Raw genomic sequence first — 19,908 nt, forward strand, 5'->3', positions numbered from 1 at the left:
CGGGGGTGGTGTGGCAGCTCCCCCCCCCCGCGGCAAACCGGCCCCACCGGGGGTGGGTTATCCCCCGGTTGTGGGGCCGCGGGGGGGGGGGGCGGGCCGGGCAACCCCGGGGCGGCCCGGCGCCCCGTCCGGAGGAGCGACCGCGACGGCAGCGGGACCCTCGGCGTCAGGCGGTGGAGCCCGCCGTGGTGAGGCGGTGCGAGCGGACGACGGCGAGCACGCATCCGGCGAGGAGGGCCGCGGCCAGGGCGGCCAGGGCGCGCAGCGGCCCCGTCGTCACGGGTCCCGTGGCCAGCGCACGGGGCGGCATGCGCCCCTCGGGGTCGTAGACGACGGCGAGGACGTCCCCCGGCCGGGTGGACCGCCCGCATCCCCGCAGGACCCGCACCGTGAGCGGCGCACCGTCCCGGGCGACCACCGAGCAGAGGAGGCGGGTGCGCCCCGCGCCCGCCCTTCCCTCGTCGTCGACGGACGTGACGACCATGGGCGCCACCCGCTCCCCGTCGACCGGCACCACGTCCGCCGCGGCCTGCGGGGCCTGGAGGGCGAGACACACGCCGAGTACCGCGACGATGCCGACCAGGGCCCGCCCCGCCCGCTTGCGGACGAGGTGCAGGACGAGGATCCCGGCGCAGACGAGGCCCGCCTCACCGCTCGCCAGCACGGGTACACCGGTCCGGTCGCCGGCGACCCCGGCGCCGACGATCGATCCGGCTCCGAGCGCCCCGACGAGGAGCCCCTCCCCCACCAGCCGCCTGGGCGGCCATCCGACGAACTCGGCGGGACCCCACACCGTGCTCCGCAGATACGCCGTCAGATCCGGCTCCTGGACGGGCGGAGGACGACGCCACCCGCGCATAGCTGTACCACCCCCGGCAACGTTCCTCGTCGGTCGACGCCTCGTATCCTGCCGCCCCGGTCCGGACCACGGCCCTTCCTCCGTCCGGCAGTGATGACAGGGGCGACGTTGCCGGGAGTCGGCAGCGAAGCCTGGTCCGCGTCGTGCGTCCCCGGCCCTCGGCCCTCAGTTCCCGACGGCGGGGGCCCGCCGGGGTCGTGCCGCCGGGGACCGCGCCAGCAGGACGCGTCCGCTGAGGCCGGCCAGCAGGAGCCAGGCCACCATGGCGACGAGGCAGAGAGCCGGCCCCGAGGACCAGTCGACGGCGGAGGCGCGGCAGGCCAGGACGACGGTCACGGCGACGGCGGTGCCGGGCAGTGCGATCAGGGCCGGTCCGGTCCGGCCCAGGTCGTCCTCGGCGAGCGCCCCGAGGACGCCGACGCCGAGGGCCAGTGCCCATACCCCGAGCCCCTGCGCGTCGGCTCGGCTCACGCTCCACGGCACGAAGTCGGCCCAGAAGCCGGGACGTACGAGCAGCCCCGTACCGATGCCGAGCCAGGCCGAACCGAGCACGGCCAGCGCCGGTTTCGACCAGCCGGGCAGCGGCGCGCCGCGCGGGCCGGGGGGCCGGCCGGGGGTGAGGTACTGCCAGGCGAGCGCGATCAGGGCGCACACGCACAGCGTGCCGAGCACGAAGAGCCAGCCGAGGCTGAAGAGCACCGGGACGATGGAGCCGCCCGTGGCGATGTACAACTGGCCCGCGTTGAGCAGGCTCACCGTGAACAGTCCGACGAGCACGACGGCCAGCGGGTGGACGAGCGAGCGGGCCTCGTGCCAGGCGCGGACCCGGTTCAGCGCGAACAGGCCGGGTGCGGTGCCGAGCATGGCCGCGCCGATCAGCCCCGGCGTCAGCGACTCGGAGGAGCGCCAGGCGCCGAAGACGTGTCCGGTGAGCGCCACGGCCGCCAGCAGGCCGCCGACGAGGACGCCGACCACGGCGACCGCGGTGGCCAGCATCACCACTCCCGCGGTCAGCGGCCGCCCGTCCGCGGCGCGGGCCGTGGGCTGCTCCGGGACGTCGTCGTCGGTCCGGGGCGGGTCGGATGCGTTCGGCATGAGGATTCCGTTTCCGGGCGAAGGGCGCGGTGGAGTGGACGAGTTGACCGGGAGCGACGGCACGAGGGGCCGGAGCGTGGGCTACGGGACCGGCGCCGAGAGACGACCGGCCGAACCGGGGGCGGGCACGGCCCGCTTGAGGACCTCCCGGGCGTACATGACGCGCAGGCTCACCATCAGGGTCGCCGCGAACGCCGTCATGCCGCAGCCGATCGCCGCCCCCGCGGCCAGCGCCGTGAGCCCGTCGAGTCCCAGCGACCGCTCGAAGAGCGGGGCGGCCCCGACCGACAGCACCGGCGCCAGGCACAGGGCGACCCAGTGCAGGCGCCACTCCTCGCGCGCCCAGAGGCGGCCCTCTCGGCCGGCGGTCCTCGCGCGCAGGGCCATCACCGTGTACGTGACGGCGTACGGCAGGAGATAGGCGAGCAGGAGCCGGCGCCCCTGTGCGCCGTGGTCCAGCGAGGCGCGCGCGATCCAGGCCAGCGCGGCGGCCCCGGCGAGGTGCGCGACGGCCAGGACGGGGACGGGCGCCCACGACCCGGACACCCCGGCGACCCGCGAGCGCCGGTCGAGGGACCGCGAGGCGATCAGGGCGCCGAACGCGACGACGGAGCCCAGGTGCATGGTGGCGAGCTGGTTGATCTCGGCCATGGACAGCCCGGGCAGGAGCATCGGCAGGCCGCCCCACTCGAACCGGAGCAGCGGGGCGGTCAGCAGGAAGCCGTAGCACAGCAGCATCCAGCGCTGGTGCAGGTCGGGGAACCCGCCGACGGCGGCGAGCACGCCGAACGTCACGCTCATCACGGTGCCCACGAGGATGGTCGCGAGCACGATCCAGAACGCGGCGCCGCTGAAGGCGTCCTCGGGCGCCGTGCGCGCCAGGTACAGACCGGCGCCGGCCATCGAGGCGTACACGGTCAGCGCGAAGACCACCCCGAGCGCCCGGTGCAGCCGTACGCGCCGCCGTACGGCGGTGAGCACCTGCGCGGGGCCCAGCAGCATCAGCACTCCGCCGAGGACGGAGTGCACGATCATCGGGACGAGGCTGTGGCGGTAGGGCCCGATCCGGGTGGCCAGCGCGTCGGCCACGTACCGCGGTGAGACCACGTGGACCAGGATCCACTCACCGTACGCGGGCGCGCCGGGGCGCGCGTACGGCCACAGCTCGGTCATCGCGATCGGCGCGTAGCCCACACACACGGCCGTCAAGGCGATGACGGCGAGGCGGCGCCAGGTGGTACCCGTCGGACGACGCACGACGACTCCCTGCTCGTGGCCGCGACCCGGCCATCGATAGTCTCGTTTGGACTATCGAGACGGTAGGGCCGTCCGCCGCCGGGGTCAACGGTCTGTCGTGTCCTCGTCCCGGCGCTGCACCCAGCCCCAGAAATCGATCATCATCCGCTCGTACCGGATTCCGAACTCCAGCGCGTCCCGCTGTCCCCGCGTCAGCAACTCCCCGACGGTCTCCGCGAGTTCTTCGTACTCGCGCAGGGTCCTGCGGTGCTCGTCGAGCTGTACGGGACCGAGCACCTCGGGCCGGCCGCCGAACCACAGCTTGAGGATGCCGCGCTCACGGGCCTCCACCGGTACGAACGCGGAGTCGTCGAGCCAGCCCCGCAGAGCCGCCCTGCCCTCGTCGGTCAGCGTCAGCACCCTGCGGTTGCGGCCGCTCTCCTGCCGCACCTGGGACAGCATCCCGGCGTCGAGGAGCCGGTCGCACTGCGCGTACACCTGCGCGTGCGGCACCGACCAGAAGGGCGCGACCGTCCGCGCCGCCTCCCCCTTGACGTCGTACGCGCTGGCCTCGCCCAGCTTGTCGATGATGCCGAGGACGAGGTACGAGGCGGTGGTCAACCTAGCGTCAGCCATGGGGCGACGGTATCGCCACGCGATCACCGCACGGGCGGCGGCGCCGGGTCCCGGCCACCGCCCGGCCGACTCCGCCGGACCCACGGCCGCGGCACGCGGGCGGCGTCCGACGCGAAGAAGATCCGGGTGCCCGGCACAATGCGGGGTATACGGGCGATCACACAACCGACCGCACTTCAGGCCCTCGCGCCGGCCGCACTAGGAGTTCCTGTGACCACCTACGTCATCACCGTTCCCGGGACGTTCGTCCACGGCCTGCCCGACGCCTCCCGTGCCGACGTGGAGCGCAGGCTTCGCCCCCAGGATCCGCAGAACACGGACCTGGGCGAGACCGAGGAGCTGAGCCTGCTGTCCGTCGACGAGGACAACAGGTTCTCCGTACGGCTCGAGGTCGAGGCGGCGGACCGCAGAAGCGCCGAGGCCGAGGCCGTACGGCTCGTCTCCGGCGCGCTCCAGGACAGCGGCCTGTCGGCCGATGACGCCCCGCTGGGACCCGCCGCCGTCACGGGGATCGACAGCGAGTTCTGACGTCGGTACGTCCTGGACCTACCCGGTACCGGATGGGTCCAGGACGGCCGAGCCGCGGCCTCAGGCGGGGCGTACGACGCTGTGGACGGCCGCCCGCCCGGCGTAGTCGACCGACTCCTCGCTGATCCGTGCTCCGGGGCTCGGCGCGTGGACCATGAGGCCGTCACCCACATAGAGGCCCACGTGGCTCACGTTGGCGTGGAAGAAGACCAGGTCGCCGGGCTGGATGGCGGCGAGGTCGACGGTCGCGCCGGCCTGCGCCTGGTCCTGCGTCGCCCGGGGGAGCATGACTCCCGCGCTCTTCCAGGCCGCCTGGGTGAGACCGGAGGGGTCGTACGAACCGGGTCCGGACGCTCCCCACACGCACGGGCTGCCGATCTGGGCACGGGCGAAGGCGACCGCCTCGGCGGCCCTGCTGTCGTGGCCGACGACCGGCGGGGCGGCGGCTGCGCCGGCGACGAGGCTGTCGATGTCGAACCCGGGGCTGGTGCCGGCGGCCCCGGGAGCGGCGGGCCACGCCTGCTGGTTGCCGTTCGGCCGCAACGACTGCCGCCAGGCGTCGTCGACCGGCGGGGGCGGCGGCTGGTTCGCGGGGGGCATCGGGGCCGACGGGTAGGCGGCGGGTGGCGGGGTGGCCTCGTACGCGGGCGGCTGCGGTGCCGGCTCGCTCACCGGAGGCATGGGGGCCTGCTGGTAGGCGGCGGCGCGCGGCGCCGTCTCGTACGCCGGGGGCTGGGGCGCCGGCTCACTCACCGGAGGCATCGGGGCCGGCTGGTACCCGCTGGGCCGCGTCGGCTTGTCGTACGACAGCGGCAGGAGCACGGAGGTGTACTCCGGGGCCGGGGCGGGCGCTTCGTACCCGGGGGGCAGGATGACCGCCTTGGGCTGGGCGGCCGGGGGCGCGGGCTCGTACGGCCGGGGCATGGAGCCCGTGTCGAAGACCCCGGGCGCGGGCGCGGCCTGCGGAGCCGCCTCGTACGCGGCCGGCTGGGGCGCCGCCTGGAACGCGGGCGCCTGGGCGACCGACGGGAACGTGCCGGTCTGAGCGGCGGACGGGAACGGGGCGGCCTGCGGAGCCGACGGGAACGCGGTGGGCTGGGCGACCGACGGGAACGAGCCCGACTCACCGACCGCCGGGAAGGTGCCGGACTGGCCGACCGCCGGGAAGGAACCGCTCTGGCCGACGGCCGGGAACGAACCTGTCTGGCCGACAGTCGGGAAGGAACCCGTCTGACCGACCGAGGGGAACGAACCGGTCTGGCCGACGGACGGGAAGGAGCCGGTCTGACCGACGGACGGGAAGGTGCCGGACTGGCCGACCGCCGGGAACGAACCGGTCTGACCGACCGACGGGAAGGAGCCCGTCTGACCGACGGACGGGAAGGAACCGGTCTGGGCCACGGACGGGAACGAACCCGACTGACCCACCGCCGGGAACGAACCGGTCTGGCCGACGGACGGGCGGTACTCGATCGCCGGCGCCTGCGCGACGGGCATGCCCTGCCGTGCCGCGTGCCGCGCGATCAGTTCCCGGGCGACGCCGAGCTTGCGCCGGGCGCTCTGCTTCTTGACGTACGGCGAGGACTGCTGCGACGCGGCGGCCGGAGCGGCCCCGGCGCGGAGCCCCGCACGGACCGCCACCTCGGATCCCGGCACCGCCGGAGCACCGCCGGCCGGGAGCGCGGCCACCGGACCGGCGGTCAGCTCCAGGGCGGGCCGCCCACCCGGTTCCGACGTCGGACCGGCGGTCAGCTCCAGCACCGGAGCCGCCGTCAACTCGGCCACCGGCCGGACGAGTTGTTCGAGCTCGTAGATCGTCGGAAGGTCCGAGGAGGATCCCTTGGACCCCTTCGCACCCTCCTTCGGACGGGCACCGGCGCCACCGCGTTCGGGCTTCCTGTCGGCCGGGAGCGAGGCCGGAGCCGAGGGTCCGAACCGGGAACGCGCCCCGTCGAACCACTGCCGCATCAGGTCGTCCTGGGCGGCGTCGGAAACCCCGCTCCCCTGCCCCGGGCCCCGCCGGCCCTGCCTGCGACTGGAGTTCGCCAAGGCGCGGGTCCCGTTGAAGTTACCGGTGGCGAGCTCCGCCTGGTCGTAGAGGGACGAGAGTCTTCGGGCGACTTCTTCGCCACTGGGCGGGGTGCGTTCCGGCGCCATGGAGTGGTGCTCCTTCCGTCGTCCGCCTACCGGGTTAGCTGTCGGGTTCGGGCGGACGATTCCGGAAGGTATGCCCTACGGCCCCTGCCCCGAAAGGCAGTTGACCGATTCACCCCAGGTTCGGTGGGTCCCCGGCTCCCGCTGCCACGAGGACGGGCAGGACTCGGCGGAGGCCGCACCGCCCGGCGAACTTCGCCGGAGGGAGTCGGGCGGCCTGGTCGCCAACTTAGCGAGGGTGTGCACCCGATGTGAAGATCCACGTCCCAGATGTCCGATACATTTTCGTGACCTTCATCGCACCATCCCGCAGCGCGACCGTGAGGACACGGGCCGTACTCGAAAAGGCGGCTGAGCACGGCCGTTGAGGGGACCGGCGCCCGGCGCCCGGTCCGGACCCGCGGGGGACGCGCGGAGCCGAGCCGGATGTGTCGAAAGTGTGCACGGAACTGGCGTTCCCTGGCAGGTCGTTCGACATCGGCGGCGCCCTTTGGTCATACCTTGACCGGTTCTGGCCGAGCTGGCCGGATCACCGCTGGGACCACGTGCCGCCCGTACCGTCGATGCACGTCAGACCACGCGAGCGAGTCGAGGATCCCCACGTGCACGATGCGCCGATCTATGCCCAACTCATCTCCGAACGCGGTGACATACCGACACTCGTGCGAAGCGAAGCACGTCGGCTGCAACGCGATTTCGAGTGGATCCTGAGCTGGGATCCGTCGTCGGGCGTCCCGCTCCCCTCCTCCGCCGCGCGCCCGGCGTCCGGTTCGCGCCGCGCCTTCTCCCCCGCCCCCGACCCCGACGACCGACTCGACACACCGGGCTCGGGCAACTGAGGTGGGCGCACTCTAGAGAACGTCCGGCTCCCCGCCCGGTCGTTCGGCGGGGAGCGGGTCGAGGCCGTCGCGGATCCGGGTCACCAGCTCGGCTACCGTCGCAGCCGTGGCGCGGTGCCAGGTCCGCGCACGGCGGAGCATCGCGTGGTCACCGCCCTCGACCCGCACGGCGCTCGCGGAGGAACCCTCCTCCAGCGCCCGGCGGACGAGGGCGAACGACTCCGCAGGGTCGGTGACCCGGTCCCGGTCCCCGTGGAGCACGATGACGCGTTTGTCCCGCAAGTGGGCCACCGGCTCGCCTTCCGGGCACCAGGGTGCCAGCGCCACCACGGCACGGACCCGCGGCGCGGCCGCGGCCCGCAGCGCCGCGCGCCCGCCCATCGAGTGACCCACGAGCACGACCGGCACCTCCCCCACCAGAGCGGCGAGTTCGTCGAGTGCCCGCAGGACGTCGGCGAGGGGGTCGGCGTCCGCGCCGTTCCATCCCCGGTGCCGGTAGCGCACCTCCCCGACGAAGGTGTCCGCGTCCGGCAGGGCCCGTGTCACGGAGCGCACGAAGGGCCGCATCCGGGCGCGTGCCAGGTTCCACGGCCGCAGCGGAGCCTTGCTGTCGGCGGTGCCGCCGTGCAGGACCAGTACGGCCGCACGCGCCGGTGCCGCGTCCGGACGGGGGGTACGGCAGGGCCGCAGCGCCACGGAGTCGGGGCTCTCCCCGGACCCGGACACATCGTCCGCGGACATCCGCACAGAGCCTCGCATGACACCCCTCCACTCTCGCGGCGCTTCGTGCACGCCTCGCACTGGACCGTGAGGAGGGATCCTCTCACCGGCCACGGGCCCGCCCCAAGCTCACTCCTTGGGCTCGGGCCGCGGGCGGTAGCCGTTGCGCCACTCCTGGTAGAAGCGCCAGAGGCGGGCCGCCTGCGGGCAGCGTCCCGACTCCCGCTGGCACGTGCGGCAGTTGCCCACGTGACTGACGTAGGCGGACTCGGGGGCGTCCCCCGGTTGCGGATTCGGCATGGCCCTCGGCACCCGTCGGCGCGACGCGCACGGGCGCGACGTCGCTTCTGATGCCGTACTTCCGCGCCAAGGGCCCCGGCGGATGCACCTGCCCGGCTGCATCTGCCGGGGCCCCGCTCCGGCGTCAGTCGAGAAGGCCGGCCTCGTACTCCTCGGTCGCGGGGAAGGGCCTGCCGACCAGGGGTCTGCGGACCGTCAGCCGGGCCACCTCGAAGTCCATCTCGGAGGCCTCGGGAGGCGGCGGCGGATGGTAACGCCCCGCGCAGACGGAGAGGTTGACGATGAGATAGGCGTGCCAGGACCTGCCCACTCCGCGCCGGTCGTCGAAGGCCCGGATCCCGTTCACCCACCACACGACCCGGAGGGCGCCGAACTCGACCACGAGGTCCACCCAGGCACCCGGCTGGATCGCCTGGTTGCGGTAGTAGCGGTGGGTGTTGCGCACATGGTTGGACAGTTCCAGCAGGTCGGGGTTGTCGGGGTGGTACTCGAAGACGTCGATCTCCTGACCGCCGTCCCGCCACGTCCAGATCGCCGGCCAGGCCCCCGTCACCGTCGGCAGTTTGACCCGCGCCTCCAGCACGTCCCCGGTGCGGACCATGAACCCGTCCGCGCTGCCCTCGGTGGTCAGCAGACCCGCGTCCCAGTCGCCGTCCGGACGCCTGGTGGCCCGGAAGCGGCCTGTCCGGCTGTAGGAGGGGTCCGTGACCAGATGGTCGAGCTTGCCGTCGTCCGGGTTGACCGGACCGCCGTCGGGATAGGCCCAGGAATGGCCCGCGACCCACTGGCGGGCCGAGGCGAAATCCGCCGTGAAGACGACATCGGACACGGGGCACTCCTCGATGACGGCGTTTCGCGAACGTCCAGGTTCTCCCCGAGCCACGGACATCCACGCCCCGTTCACCCCAACTTGCCACAAAACAACCCATCGGGGTGAACCGGCGGCACTCCGGCGCGCGGCGCCTTCCGCATACCGCGCCCTGACGCCCGCGTCCCGCGCCCCGCACGCCTCGGAGGTCGCACCACGACGCCCGCCGCCCACGCACCGGTTCGGCCGGCTGCCCGGCCGGGCGCCGCATCCCGCGGTCCCGGCCGGGCGCCGCATCCCGCGGTCCCGGCCGGGCGCCGCATCCCGCGGTCCCGGCCGGGCGCCGCCCCGCTACAGGTAGGGGCGGGTGATCAGCTCGATGGCGTGGCCGGCCGGGTCCTTGAAGTAGACGCCACGGCCGCCGTGTTCGTCGTTGATCTCCCCCGGGCGCCGCATCTGCGGGTCGGCCCAGTGCTCGACGCCGTCGGCACGGAGCCGTCGGTACGCGCGGTCGAACAGTTCGTCGTCGATCAGGAACGCGTAGTGCTGCATCTGGATGTCCACCGGCGGCTCGGCGAACTGCAACAGCACGCCGTCCGTGAGCTGGATGTTGGTGAACGGCCCCCAGGACGGCGCTTCCGGCAGTTCCAGCAGTTCCCGGAAGAAGCGCGCCGACTCGTGGCGGTCCTTGGCTGCGACGATGGTGTGGTTGAAGGTGACTGTCATACGGCTGACCTCAGCAGTGCTCGACACGGGAGACGGACTCGCGGTGCACGAGCACGGGGAGGTCCACGCGCCGGGCCGGGTCGGTGCCTTCGGCACGCCCGTCGCGCGATCAGCCCTCCACCGGATTGCCGATCCGTGTGTGGCGAGGCGCCGGTCCGGTGTTCACGCCGGTGACGGTACTTGATCGGACCGGCCCCGACAACGCTCCCGGGAACGGCAGACTGGTCGCCATGACCTCACCGGATGCCAAGGCCGACCTTCACCGCTACCTGCAGTCGGCTCGCGACGCCCTGATCTGGAAGCTCGACGGTCTCTCGGAGTACGACATCCGCCGCCCGTTCACCCCGACCGGGACCAACCTCCTCGGTCTCGTCAAACACGTGGCCACCATGGAACTGGGCTACCTCGGCGACACCTTCGGACGGCCTTCGGACGAGCCGCTGCCCTGGCTGGAGAACGCGCACGAGACGAACGGCGACATGTGGGCCACCGCCGACGAGACACGCGAGTTCGTCGTGGGGCTCTACCACCGGGCCTGGGCCCACGCGGACGCGACGATCGAGGCACTCCCGCTGGAGACGACCGGCACCGTGCCGTGGTGGCCCCCCGGCAAGAACGAGGTCACGTTGCATCACGCGGTGGTCCGCGTGATCGCCGACACCCAGCGGCACGCCGGGCACGCCGACATCATCCGCGAACTCATGGACGGCTCGGCCGGGTTGAACGAGGACAACGACAGCCTGATGCCGGGCGACGCGGCATGGTGGGAGGACTACCGGGCCCGGCTGGAACAGGCGGCCCGGGACGCCGGCAAGAACGACTGACGCCGAAGCCGCTTCCGCCGGGCCGAGATTCGGACGACCATGCGGCCGAACGCCGGGGGCGGTCCGCCCCGACGGCCTCCGGGTCACGCGAGCGCCCCCAGCCCGCGATCCGCCGCACCGAGACCGGGTGACCGAACCGTCAGACGCCCGGCCAGGCCCCGCGTCCCGCCAGGTCCAGGACCAGCGCGGCGATGTTCCACGCGTCGTCCTCGCCCCGGTGGTGCCGTCCCTCCAGGGGCAGTTCGGCCAGGCGCAGGGCCTGCGCCATCCCGGGCCGCTTCCGCAGCCCGTGCGCGTCGGTGAAGACCGCCTTGGCGTTGGTGTGCCGCCGCCCGAAGGGGTACGGAGTCGCCGTGGCGGCGCACTGGCCGTTGAACTGATGGCGGTCGTAGTCACCCCAACTCGCCCACGGCCGCTCCCCCGCACCGTGCAGCGCCGCCAACTGGCTGCAGGCGTCGGCGAACTCGAGCCCCTGCTCGACCTCGCCCTGTGTCAGTCCGGTGAGTTCGGTGCAGAACGCGCTCACCACCGACCGCGCGGGCCGGACCAGAAGGCGGTGCTTGGCCACCCGGACGCCCTGGTCCAGGTCGACGACGGTCAGCCCGATCTCGATGATCTCGCTGACCGCTCCCGGCGGAGGCTCCCCCTCCCAGCAGGTCGCCTCGACATCGACGACGTTCAGCAGTCCCCCCGTACTTTTCATGCGGGCGAGCGTAGAACGCGACCCGGCCCCGCGTCGCCGGGTTTTCCGCTGTGGCGCGGGCGGTTCGCCACGAGGCTCCGGCACGGCACCGGCCGGGCCCCGGTCACGGGTGGGGACGGCGGATCAGAGGACGACGGTCAGGGCGCGGCGGGTCAGGGGCGCGGCCAGGGGCGGCCGCCGATACGCTCGATGTCCGTGTTGAAGCGCCGCAGGTAGGAGGCGAACGCGGCGATGTCCTCCTCGGGCCAGTCGGCCATGACACGGTCCAAGGAGTCGATGAGCCCCTGCCGCTCCTGATCGAGGAGCCGGGACCCTTCGTCGGTGATGCGGAACTTGCGCGCCATCCCGCCGTCGGGGTCGGGGATGCGCTCGACGAGCCCGGCGCGCATGGCCGCCGCGGTCTGCCGGTTGAGGGTGGAGGCGTCGAGCCCGAAGGCGTCGCTCAACTCACCGATCGACATGGGCCCTTGGATCCGGATCCGGCTGAGGAGGATGTACGCGCTGCGCTCCAGGACACCGTCCTTGGTGCGGCCGCCCCGGTGGTTCATCCATCCGTGGCGGCTGAGCAGCATCTGCTCGTACTCGACCTCGTGTGTGGGCCTGTCCATCCGCCTGCCGCCTCCCGCTGTCACCTGGGCCGCGCGTCCCGCGCACATCGGTGCGGCCCGGCTCCATGCTCCCACACTCACATGCAGGGGCCACATCGCATGCATGAACCATATAACATGCGCGATGCATACGGCATGTACGATGCACATCCCTTGCCCTCAGACACATCCCCGAGGAGTCCCTCATGGACGCCCCCCAGCCTTCCGCCCGAGCGGGCGGCGTGGTCGCCACGCTCGCCTTCGCCGGCACCGTGGCGGCGATCATGCAGACGCTGGTCACTCCGCTCATCGCCGAGCTGCCCCAGATCCTGCACACCACGCCCGCGAACTCCGCGTGGGTCATCACCGTCACCCTGCTCGTCGCGGCCGTCTGCGTCCCGGTCTCCGGCCGACTGGGCGACCTGCTGGGCAAGCGACGGATGCTGCTCGCCTGTTCCGTCCCGCTCGCGGTGGGCTCGGTCGTGTGCGCGCTCTCCTCGTCCGTCGTCCCGATGATCGTCGGACGAGGTCTGCAGGGCATGGGCATGGGCATCGTGCCGCTCGGCATCGCCCTGCTGCGCGACGTGGTGCCGACGGAGAAGCTGAGCTCCTCCATCGCGCTGGTCAGCGCCTCCATGGGCATCGGCGGCGGCCTCGGCCTGCCCATCGCCGCCGCGGTCGCCCAGTACACGAACTGGCGCGTCCTCTTCTGGGGCTCCGCCGCGCTGGCCCTGGCGATCGGAACGCTGATCTGGTTCCTCGTCCCGGACGTGCCGGCCAGCGCCAGGGGTCAGCGCTTCGACGTCCTCGGCGCGCTCGGCCTCGGCGCCGGCCTGGTCTGTCTGCTCCTCGGCGTCTCCAAGGGCGCCGACTGGGGCTGGGGTTCCGCGACGACGCTCGGGCTGTTCGCCGCCGCCGTCGTGGTCCTGATCGCCTGGGGAGCCTGGGAGCTGCGCACCCAGGACCCGCTGGTCGACCTGCGCACCACCGCCCGCCCCCGGGTCCTGCTCACCAACGTCGCCTCGATCTTCGTCGGCTTCAGCATGTACGCGAGCATGCTGATCATCCCGCAGCTGCTCCAGTTCCCCGAGGCCACCGGCTACGGCCTGGGCCAGTCGATGCTCGCGGCGGGCCTGTGGATGGCGCCCGGCGGCATCATGATGATGATCGTCTCCCCGCTCGGCGGGAAGCTGACGGACGCCCGCGGCCCGAAGTTCACGCTGGTCTGCGGTGTCCTCGTCGTCGCCCTCGGCTACGGGCTGTCGCTGGTCCTCATGGGCTCGGCCTGGGGCCTCATGCTGACCCTCATGGTCACCAGCAGCGGTGTCGGCCTCGCCTACGGTTCGATGCCGGCCCTGATCATGAGCTCGGTCCCGCTCTCCGAGACCGCCGCGGCCAACGGCTTCAACACGCTGATGCGCTCGCTGGGCACCTCGGTCGGATCGGCCGTCGTCGGCGTCACCCTCGCCCAGATGACGACCACCATGGGCGGCTACACCTTCACCTCCGAGGACGGTTTCCGCACCGGCCTCGTCGTCGGTGGCTGTGTCGCCCTGGTGGCCGCGGCCATCGCCGCCGTGATCCCGGCCGCGCGCGCCGCCGCCGGAGACGACAAGGCCGGCCCCACGGCCGCGCCGGAGGCGGCCGCGGCCACGCGCTGAGGCTCAGGCACTCCCCGCACCGGTCCCGGCGGCTCCTGTCCGCCGGGACCGGTGCGTTCACGTCTCCGCCACCGCCGTCGCCCTGCCCAGGTAGGTGAGCGGCCCCGGGTCCTCGACAGGGATCTCGTGGAAGCCGACACGGTCGTAGAACGCCCTGGCCGGTCTGTTCGCGGTCACCATGCCCAGGTGGACCGCCGGCACCCCGCGGTCGTGCAGTGCGGCGAGGAAGGTGTTCATCAGCGTCCTTCCATGGCCGCGCCGCTGGAAGTCCGGCAGCAGGTCGATGTGCAGGTGGGCCGGATAGGCGGCGAGTTCGGGCAGGACCATGCGCTCGGGAGTGTGCAGGAGCCCGACCATCTCCTCGGCGGGTGTGCGAGGCGGGGTCGTGGGTTCGGGATAGCGGTGCGCGACCAGGGGGATCCATTCGGCGCGGAACCGGGCGGCGAAGTCCGCGGTGTCTCCGGTGCCGACCACGTAGCCGACGGCCCGGCCGTTTCCGTCGTCGAGGACGAAGGCCAGGCCGGGATCCAGATGACAGTAGGGCGCCGCGAAGAGCGCCGGCATCAGCTCCTCGTCGGGGTACAGGGCACGCGAGTCCCCGCCGAGGTCGGCGGTGCTCACGCACACCTCCGCGACGGCGGCGCGGTCGGCGGGCCGGTAGGGGCGAATGGTCGGCACGGGGGTCATGACGGCATCCTGCCTCGCGTGGGAGCGCTCCCACAAGAGGGTTGTCACGTCCTCCGCGAGGCGAGCCGCCCGGTCACCATCCGGCACGGGACGCCGCATGGTGCCATGCTGAAGTACCGGATCACGACCTGGGAGCAGGGAACGACGGCAGCGTGAGGACAGTGACTCGGCCGAACCGAGCGGCGCTCTGGAACCGGTTCGTGGCATCCGACCCGGGGCTGCTGCGGCTCATGGCCGGGCTGCGGACCGTCGGCGCGATCGCCCTCACCCTCGCCGTCCTCGCCATGATGGGGGCCGGCCCCAGCCGCATGGTGACCGGGGCGATGACCGCCATGGTCGCCACGTTCTCCATCAAGGAGAAGCACCGCGGCGAACAGGCCGTCACCCTGGCGCTCGGTCTGCCCGTGGCCCTCACGGCCATGTCGCTCGGGGCGCTGCTGCGCGGTCACACGTTCGCGAGCGACGCCTGCTTCGTCGCCCTGATCTTCGCCGCGGTCTACTGCCGCAGATACGGGGACCGCGGCACGGCGCTCGGGCTGATCGCGTTCCAGATCTACTTCCTGTCCCTGTTCGGCGGAGCGACCTACTCCTCCCTTCCCGAACTCTGGGCGACGCTGGCCATCGGCTTCGCGTGCAGTGCCCTGGTCCGCTTCGCCGTGATCGCCGAGACGACCGAGCGGGTCCTGAAACGGCTGCGCAAGGCGTTCCGGGCCCGCGTGGCCCAATTGGTGTCCGTCCAGATCGATCTTCTCGACGCCGGTCCCGACGACGTCGAGAAGGCCCTGGACGACGTACGGCTGCACACCGCGCGGCTGCACGAGAGCGCGATGATGATCCAGGACCGCCTGGACGAGGGCACCGCCGACGGCGCGACCGCCTCGCTGCTCCAGCGGCGGGTCGCCGAGGCCGAGATCGCCGCGGAACGGCTCGGGATCCTCATCCTCACCGCGCGCAGCGCCGAACAGCCCGACACGCTCGCCCTGCACCTGCCGCACGCTCCACTGCCCGCGGCGGCGGACCGGCTCCGGAAGCAGGACGACACCCTCGCGACGCTGCACCGCGACCTCGAAGCGCTCCAGGTACTCGTCGCGGGCCCGGTCTCGGGCGAGCGCGGCGCCGGAGTGGCCCAGCTCCGCAACCGGCTGCTCGGCTACCGGGACGAGGACAACCTGCCGCACGCCCCGGCGCCCGTGCAGGACGTCTTCCGCGGCATCGGCGAGGCGACGCGGGCGGCCCTCGGACTGCGGCTGGCTCTGGACGGCCCCCAGGACGAATCCGACGACTCCCCCGAGACGAAACGTTCCCGCGAGGAGCTGGACGCCGAGGACGCCTCCATCGCGGCCGAGGAGGGCGAGGTGGAGGAGCCGCACCCCACGGGTCTGGACCGGCCGACGACCCGGGCGGCGGTACAGGTCTCGGTCGGGTCGACCCTGGCCATCGCCGGCGGCGAACTGCTCTCCCCGCAGCGGTGGTACTGGGCCGTGCTGACGTGCTGGGTCGTCTTCCTGAACACCTCCTCGACCGGGGAGATCCTGGTGAAGGGCTATCGCCGGCTGCTGGGGACGGTCCTCGGCGTGGTCGCCGGTGTCCTTCTGGCAGGCGTGGTGGGCGGCCACACCTGGACCGCGTTCACCCTGGTCCTGGTGTTCATCTTCGCCATGTACTTCACCGCCCCGGTGTCGTACGTCCTCATGTCCTTCTTCGTGACGGCGATGCTGGGGCTGCTGTACACGGTGCTCAACACCTACAGTCCGGCGGTGCTCGTCCTGCGGATCGAGGAGACGGCGCTCGGCGCGATCTGCGGGATGGTCGCGGCCATCGTGGTCCTTCCGGTGCAGACCGACCGCCGCACGGACGAGCTGCTCGCCGCCGTGCTGGTACGGCTCGGGGACGTCAGCGGTGCGGCTGTGGAGCAGCTCAGCGGCGGTTTCGCCCTCGATCTGCTCGGCAAGGCCCGTGAACTGGACGTGGCCCTGGACAAACTCCGGGCCTCCACCAAACCGCTGACCCACCCCATCACTCCGTGGCGGGCCCGCCGTCAGACCGCCCGCTACATCGTCGCCCTGCTGGAGACGTGCGCCTATCACGCGCGGTCCCTCGCCGCGACGGCCGAACTGCTCCCCTACAGCAGCTCGGTGGCCGCGGATCCCCGGCTCAAACTGGCGGGCCGCCGGATCAGCCACAACATCGACATCCTCGTCGCCCGGGTGGCGGCGGACGCCGGGGACGGGGTCGCGGAGACCGGGGCCAGCCTCGCCGCCATGCTGGAGCCGGACACACCGGACTCGCCCCGGCACGACCGCGTCACGGGACGCGTGCTGCGCCATCTGCAACGTCTCGACGAAGGCGTGATCGGTCTGGCCCGCCCCCTGGGGGTGCGGATCTCCACACCCGCCAAGAAGCCGGCCCGGGCGGCGGCGCGCTAGGGCGTGTTGCGAAAGTCCCGTCGTTCGCCCGAAGGGCGGGCCGCGCGGCGTCATGGGGGTGCCCCCTGCTCGAGCGGAGCCGAGAGCTAGGGGGAGCGTGCTCTCGGCGTGCCGGGCGGAAGTCCTCGTACTGGATGTACTTGGGCTTTCGCCCGGTGCGGCGAGAGTGCGTACATGGCGTCGCGTGGCAGGCGGGACTTTCGCAACACGCCCTAGGTCTGTCTGGCACTCCCGTCTGCCCGGCGGGCGACGACGCGAAGTGTCGGACAGACCTGGTTGATCAATTTCAAGGGGCGGCGGTGCTGCCTCAGGACTGATTGACGGAGACGCGTGGAGGGCGGCCGGGCCGGGCTCCGCCGGCTTCGGCGGTTGTGCGAACGATTACAGTGGCGCAATGTTCGAAGGCAAGTTGGTGAGGCTGCGTGCGCTGCGCTCCGAAGATGCGGAGCATCACCTTCGGTGGCGCAACGATCCGGAAGTGGTGCGCTGGGCCACGGCCGGCGATCCGTGTTTCGGCCCGGTCACGGCGGAGGCGATCGGTCTCGGCTTCGAGACCATGCTGCGTCTGAATCCGAGGGAGTCGGCCGTGTTCACGGTCGAGGACCTGGTGAGCGGAAGCGTGATCGGCATGGCCGATTACCGGGACCTGGACCCGTACGTCGGGGTGGCCACGCTCGGAGTGACCATCGGCGAGCGGGAGTTCTGGGGCCGTGGCCACGGCAGTGACGCGCTGCGGCTGCTCGTGGACCACCTGTTCGGCTCGTATGGCCTGAGCCGGCTGGAGCTGGACACCTGGAGCGGCAACGAGCGCGCCGTGCGCGCCTTCACCAGGCTGGGTTTCCTTGAGGAGGGTCGCCGCCGGTCGGCCGTGCTGCTGGACGGGAAGCGCTACGACAGCGTGCTCTTCGGGATGCTCCGTGAGGAATGGGCGAACCCCGCATGACGGCGTCGTTGGTCTTCGGCGCTGTCCGCGGACGCTCGGACACGGGCGCCCGAGATCATTGTGTGACGAACGACCTGGACGCCCTCGCCATGATGCAGGCCGTGCTCGGATTCACCACCCGGCGTGCACCCTCCAAGGCCTGTCTGTCGCCTTCGCGCTGACCGGAAGCCAGAGGAGCCGATGGGCGCGAGACCCTGCTGGACCTCCAGGTGCCGCAGCCGACCGCAAAGGCGAACAACGGCGTTTCGGCGGGCCCTGTTCAAGCCGCCTCGGCAGGTCGTCGAGTCGGTCGACGAGACCTTGGAAACCCCGGCGACGGTGTGGCTGTCGCAGGGGGCGGCTCAGCCCACGTTCCAGAGGAACCGGTGCGTGTGGATGCCGAAGTAGGGGAACGACTGCACCTGCCGGACGCCCTCGATCTGCCGTACGACGTCGTTGACGAAGTCGAGCAGGTCCCGCGGCCCGGGACAGACGACCTCGGCGAACAGGTCGAAGCCGCCCGAGGTCAGCACCTGGTAGACGACCTCGGCCCGTTCGGCGAGCGCGTCGGCGACCGCTCGGGGATCACCGTCGACGGCGATGCCGAGCAGGGCCATCGCCTGTCCGCCCATGCCCATCGGATCGGTGACGCCGACGACCTGAACCGCCTGTGAGTCGAGCAGGCGTTGCAGACGCTGGCGGGCCGCAGAGGCGGACAGCCCTACCTTGGGGCCGAGTTCGGCATAGGCGATACGGCCGTCGATCTGCAGCTCACGCAGGATGGCCCGGTCGATCTCGTCCACGCTGTTCCTCTCCGGCCGGCGGGTCCGAGTCTATCGACGGCGCTCAGCCGGCCAGTTCGGCCAGGGCGGCGGCGAAGACCTCGGTGTGGCGGTCCACGTCCTGTTCGGTGGTCGCCGGGCACATGAGCGCCATGTTGTGGAACGGGGTGAGCAGGATGCCCCGGTTGGCGAGGTACAGGTGGAGGAAGTCCTCCAGCTCGGTGTCCGCCGCGGCGGCCGATTCCGTTCCGGTGCGCGGCGCGGGGTCGGCGAACCGGTATTCCGTACGGGCTCCGAGCCGGCTCACCGACCACGGCAGACCCCAGGCGTCGATACCCGCCCGCACACCGGCCTCGAAGCGTTCGGAGAGCTTCGCCATCGCGTCGAACGCGGCGTCGGTGAGGACGTGTTCCAGGGTGGCCCGGGTCGCCGCCGTGGACAGGGCGTTTCCGGCGAGGGTGCCGCCGACGCCTCCCATGTCGATCAGGTCCAGATCGGCGCGGCCCAAAAGCTTGTCGGCGAGTTCGGCCGAGAGGCCGTAGGCCCCCGCCGGGATCCCTCCGCCGATCGCCTTGCCGATGGTGAGCATGTCCGGCTCCAGGTTCCAGGCGGCGGTGCAGCCACCGGGCCCGGCGGAGAAGGTGTGCGTCTCGTCGTTGATGAGCAGCGTTCCGTACCGGCGCGTCAGCTCGCGGACGCCTTCCAGATAGCCCGGCTCGGGCAGCACGATGCCGATGTTGGTGAGCGCGGGCTCCATGAGGACGGCGGCGACGTCGCCGTGGGCGAGCTCGCGTTCCAGTTGCTCCAGGTCGTTGAACTCCGCGACCCGGCTGGTGAGAGTCACGTCGCAGGGGGCGCCGACGTTTCCGGGTCGGGCCTCGCCCCGCCCGTCCGGGCCGACGACGATGAGCGACTCGTCGACGCTGCCGTGGTAGCTGTAGCTGTTCACCAGGATCTTCGGGCGGCCGGTGACCGCCCGGGCCAGGCGGATGGACCAGCGGTTGGCGTCGGTCGCCGTGAGCGAGAAGCTCCAGCGGGCGAGTCCGAAGCGGCGGGTCAGTTCGGCGCCCACCCACTCCGCGTCCTCGGTGGGCAGCATCGCGGTCGCGCCGCCGCTCTCGGCGAACCTGGTCCGCACCGCCTCGGCGACCACCTCGGGCGAGTGACCGGCCATCGCGCCGGTGTCGCCGAGACAGAAGTCGATGTACTCGTGTCCGTCGATGTCGGTGACGCGGGCTCCGCGGGCGCTGTCCAGATAGCGCGGGAAGGCCCCGGCCGTCTTGTTCATCCAGGTCATCGGGACCCTGCCGAAAAGATGCTCGGCGCGCTCGTACGCGGCCCTGGACCGGGGGTTTCGACGCTCGGCCTCGGCGCTCTCACGCGCGAGGAGCTGTTGCAGGCGAGTGCGGTCCATC

Annotated in this window: 20 protein-coding genes and 1 riboswitch; of the genes, 6 read left to right on the plus strand and 14 right to left on the minus strand. The window is 72.4% G+C overall.

Annotated elements, in window-relative coordinates; translation table 11 throughout:
• Positions 1-166: 166 nt before the first annotated feature.
• The 4 genes from ACFRIC_RS03265 to ACFRIC_RS03280 form a co-directional block, all read right to left on the minus strand.
• Complete coding sequence (locus ACFRIC_RS03265) at positions 167-859, minus strand: hypothetical protein (protein WP_382778765.1); 693 nt, start codon at positions 857-859, stop codon at positions 167-169.
• 165 nt (positions 860-1,024) lie between these two features.
• Positions 1,025-1,954: a hypothetical protein gene (locus ACFRIC_RS03270; RefSeq protein ID WP_382778766.1), complete on the minus strand. Its 930-nt coding sequence runs from the start codon at positions 1,952-1,954 to the stop codon at positions 1,025-1,027.
• Positions 1,955-2,035: 81 nt separating this feature from the next.
• Positions 2,036-3,211 (minus strand): DUF2306 domain-containing protein, encoded by a 1,176-nt coding sequence (locus ACFRIC_RS03275; protein WP_382778767.1) that lies wholly within the window; start codon positions 3,209-3,211, stop codon positions 2,036-2,038.
• Positions 3,212-3,295: 84 nt separating this feature from the next.
• Positions 3,296-3,826, minus strand: a complete 531-nt coding sequence (locus ACFRIC_RS03280) for a helix-turn-helix transcriptional regulator (protein WP_382778768.1) — start codon at positions 3,824-3,826, stop codon at positions 3,296-3,298.
• Between the two features lie 210 nt (positions 3,827-4,036).
• Here ACFRIC_RS03280 and ACFRIC_RS03285 point away from each other — a divergent pair, with 210 nt between their 5' ends.
• The gene (locus ACFRIC_RS03285; RefSeq protein WP_382778769.1) at positions 4,037-4,354 is read left to right on the plus strand and encodes a hypothetical protein; all 318 of its coding nucleotides are present in this window, start codon (positions 4,037-4,039) and stop codon (positions 4,352-4,354) included.
• 60 nt (positions 4,355-4,414) lie between these two features.
• On the opposite strand, the gene ACFRIC_RS03290 is transcribed toward ACFRIC_RS03285, so the two are convergent.
• The gene (locus ACFRIC_RS03290; protein ID WP_382778770.1) at positions 4,415-6,511 is read right to left on the minus strand and encodes an NlpC/P60 family protein; all 2,097 of its coding nucleotides are present in this window, start codon (positions 6,509-6,511) and stop codon (positions 4,415-4,417) included.
• Positions 6,512-6,518: 7 nt separating this feature from the next.
• Positions 6,519-6,690, minus strand: a riboswitch (cyclic di-AMP (ydaO/yuaA leader).
• A 480-nt stretch (positions 6,691-7,170) separates the two neighbouring features.
• Here ACFRIC_RS03290 and ACFRIC_RS03295 point away from each other — a divergent pair.
• A complete protein-coding gene (locus tag ACFRIC_RS03295; protein ID WP_382778771.1) occupies positions 7,171-7,347 on the plus strand; it encodes a hypothetical protein in 177 nt (58 codons plus the stop codon).
• 12 nt (positions 7,348-7,359) lie between these two features.
• Here the strand turns inward: ACFRIC_RS03295 and ACFRIC_RS03300 are convergent, their stop codons facing one another.
• From ACFRIC_RS03300 to ACFRIC_RS03315, 4 genes are all read right to left on the minus strand, one after another.
• On the minus strand, positions 7,360-8,106 hold the full coding sequence (locus ACFRIC_RS03300) for an alpha/beta fold hydrolase (RefSeq protein WP_382778772.1): 747 nt from the start codon (positions 8,104-8,106) through the stop codon (positions 7,360-7,362).
• A 90-nt stretch (positions 8,107-8,196) separates the two neighbouring features.
• Positions 8,197-8,367: a hypothetical protein gene (locus tag ACFRIC_RS03305; protein ID WP_382778773.1), complete on the minus strand. Its 171-nt coding sequence runs from the start codon at positions 8,365-8,367 to the stop codon at positions 8,197-8,199.
• A 124-nt stretch (positions 8,368-8,491) separates the two neighbouring features.
• Entirely contained in the window at positions 8,492-9,196 is a 705-nt protein-coding gene (locus ACFRIC_RS03310) for a beta-glucanase (protein WP_382778774.1), read from the minus strand.
• 330 nt (positions 9,197-9,526) lie between these two features.
• Positions 9,527-9,901, minus strand: coding sequence for a VOC family protein (locus ACFRIC_RS03315; protein ID WP_382778775.1), 375 nt, complete (start codon positions 9,899-9,901; stop codon positions 9,527-9,529).
• Positions 9,902-10,131: 230 nt separating this feature from the next.
• Between ACFRIC_RS03315 and ACFRIC_RS03320 the strand changes: the two genes are divergently transcribed.
• Positions 10,132-10,725, plus strand: coding sequence for a DinB family protein (locus ACFRIC_RS03320; protein WP_382778776.1), 594 nt, complete (start codon positions 10,132-10,134; stop codon positions 10,723-10,725).
• 139 nt (positions 10,726-10,864) lie between these two features.
• On the opposite strand, the gene ACFRIC_RS03325 is transcribed toward ACFRIC_RS03320, so the two are convergent.
• Both ACFRIC_RS03325 and ACFRIC_RS03330 read right to left on the minus strand, forming a co-directional pair.
• Positions 10,865-11,428: an exonuclease domain-containing protein gene (locus tag ACFRIC_RS03325; RefSeq protein ID WP_382778777.1), complete on the minus strand. Its 564-nt coding sequence runs from the start codon at positions 11,426-11,428 to the stop codon at positions 10,865-10,867.
• 152 nt (positions 11,429-11,580) lie between these two features.
• The gene (locus ACFRIC_RS03330; RefSeq protein WP_382778778.1) at positions 11,581-12,036 is read right to left on the minus strand and encodes a MarR family winged helix-turn-helix transcriptional regulator; all 456 of its coding nucleotides are present in this window, start codon (positions 12,034-12,036) and stop codon (positions 11,581-11,583) included.
• 185 nt (positions 12,037-12,221) lie between these two features.
• On the opposite strand from ACFRIC_RS03330, the gene ACFRIC_RS03335 reads away from it, so the two are divergent.
• Positions 12,222-13,676, plus strand: a complete 1,455-nt coding sequence (locus ACFRIC_RS03335) for an MFS transporter (protein ID WP_382778779.1) — start codon at positions 12,222-12,224, stop codon at positions 13,674-13,676.
• Between the two features lie 57 nt (positions 13,677-13,733).
• On the opposite strand, the gene ACFRIC_RS03340 is transcribed toward ACFRIC_RS03335, so the two are convergent.
• Positions 13,734-14,363 (minus strand): GNAT family N-acetyltransferase, encoded by a 630-nt coding sequence (locus tag ACFRIC_RS03340; protein WP_382778780.1) that lies wholly within the window; start codon positions 14,361-14,363, stop codon positions 13,734-13,736.
• A gap of 230 nt (positions 14,364-14,593) precedes the next feature.
• On the opposite strand from ACFRIC_RS03340, the gene ACFRIC_RS03345 reads away from it, so the two are divergent.
• Complete coding sequence (locus tag ACFRIC_RS03345) at positions 14,594-16,789, plus strand: FUSC family protein (protein WP_382778895.1); 2,196 nt, start codon at positions 14,594-14,596, stop codon at positions 16,787-16,789.
• Between the two features lie 394 nt (positions 16,790-17,183).
• Positions 17,184-17,732, plus strand: a complete 549-nt coding sequence (locus tag ACFRIC_RS03350) for a GNAT family N-acetyltransferase (RefSeq protein ID WP_382778781.1) — start codon at positions 17,184-17,186, stop codon at positions 17,730-17,732.
• Positions 17,733-18,073: 341 nt separating this feature from the next.
• Here ACFRIC_RS03350 and ACFRIC_RS03355 read toward each other — a convergent pair whose 3' ends face one another.
• Entirely contained in the window at positions 18,074-18,514 is a 441-nt protein-coding gene (locus ACFRIC_RS03355; RefSeq protein ID WP_328664593.1) for an Lrp/AsnC family transcriptional regulator, read from the minus strand.
• 43 nt (positions 18,515-18,557) lie between these two features.
• Positions 18,558-19,907 (minus strand): transaminase, encoded by a 1,350-nt coding sequence (locus ACFRIC_RS03360; protein WP_382778782.1) that lies wholly within the window; start codon positions 19,905-19,907, stop codon positions 18,558-18,560.
• Between the last annotated feature and the right edge of the window lies 1 nt (position 19,908).

It is taken from the genome of Streptomyces sp. NPDC056738 (assembly GCF_042790435.1).
Classification (GTDB): Bacteria; Actinomycetota; Actinomycetes; order Streptomycetales; family Streptomycetaceae; genus Streptomyces.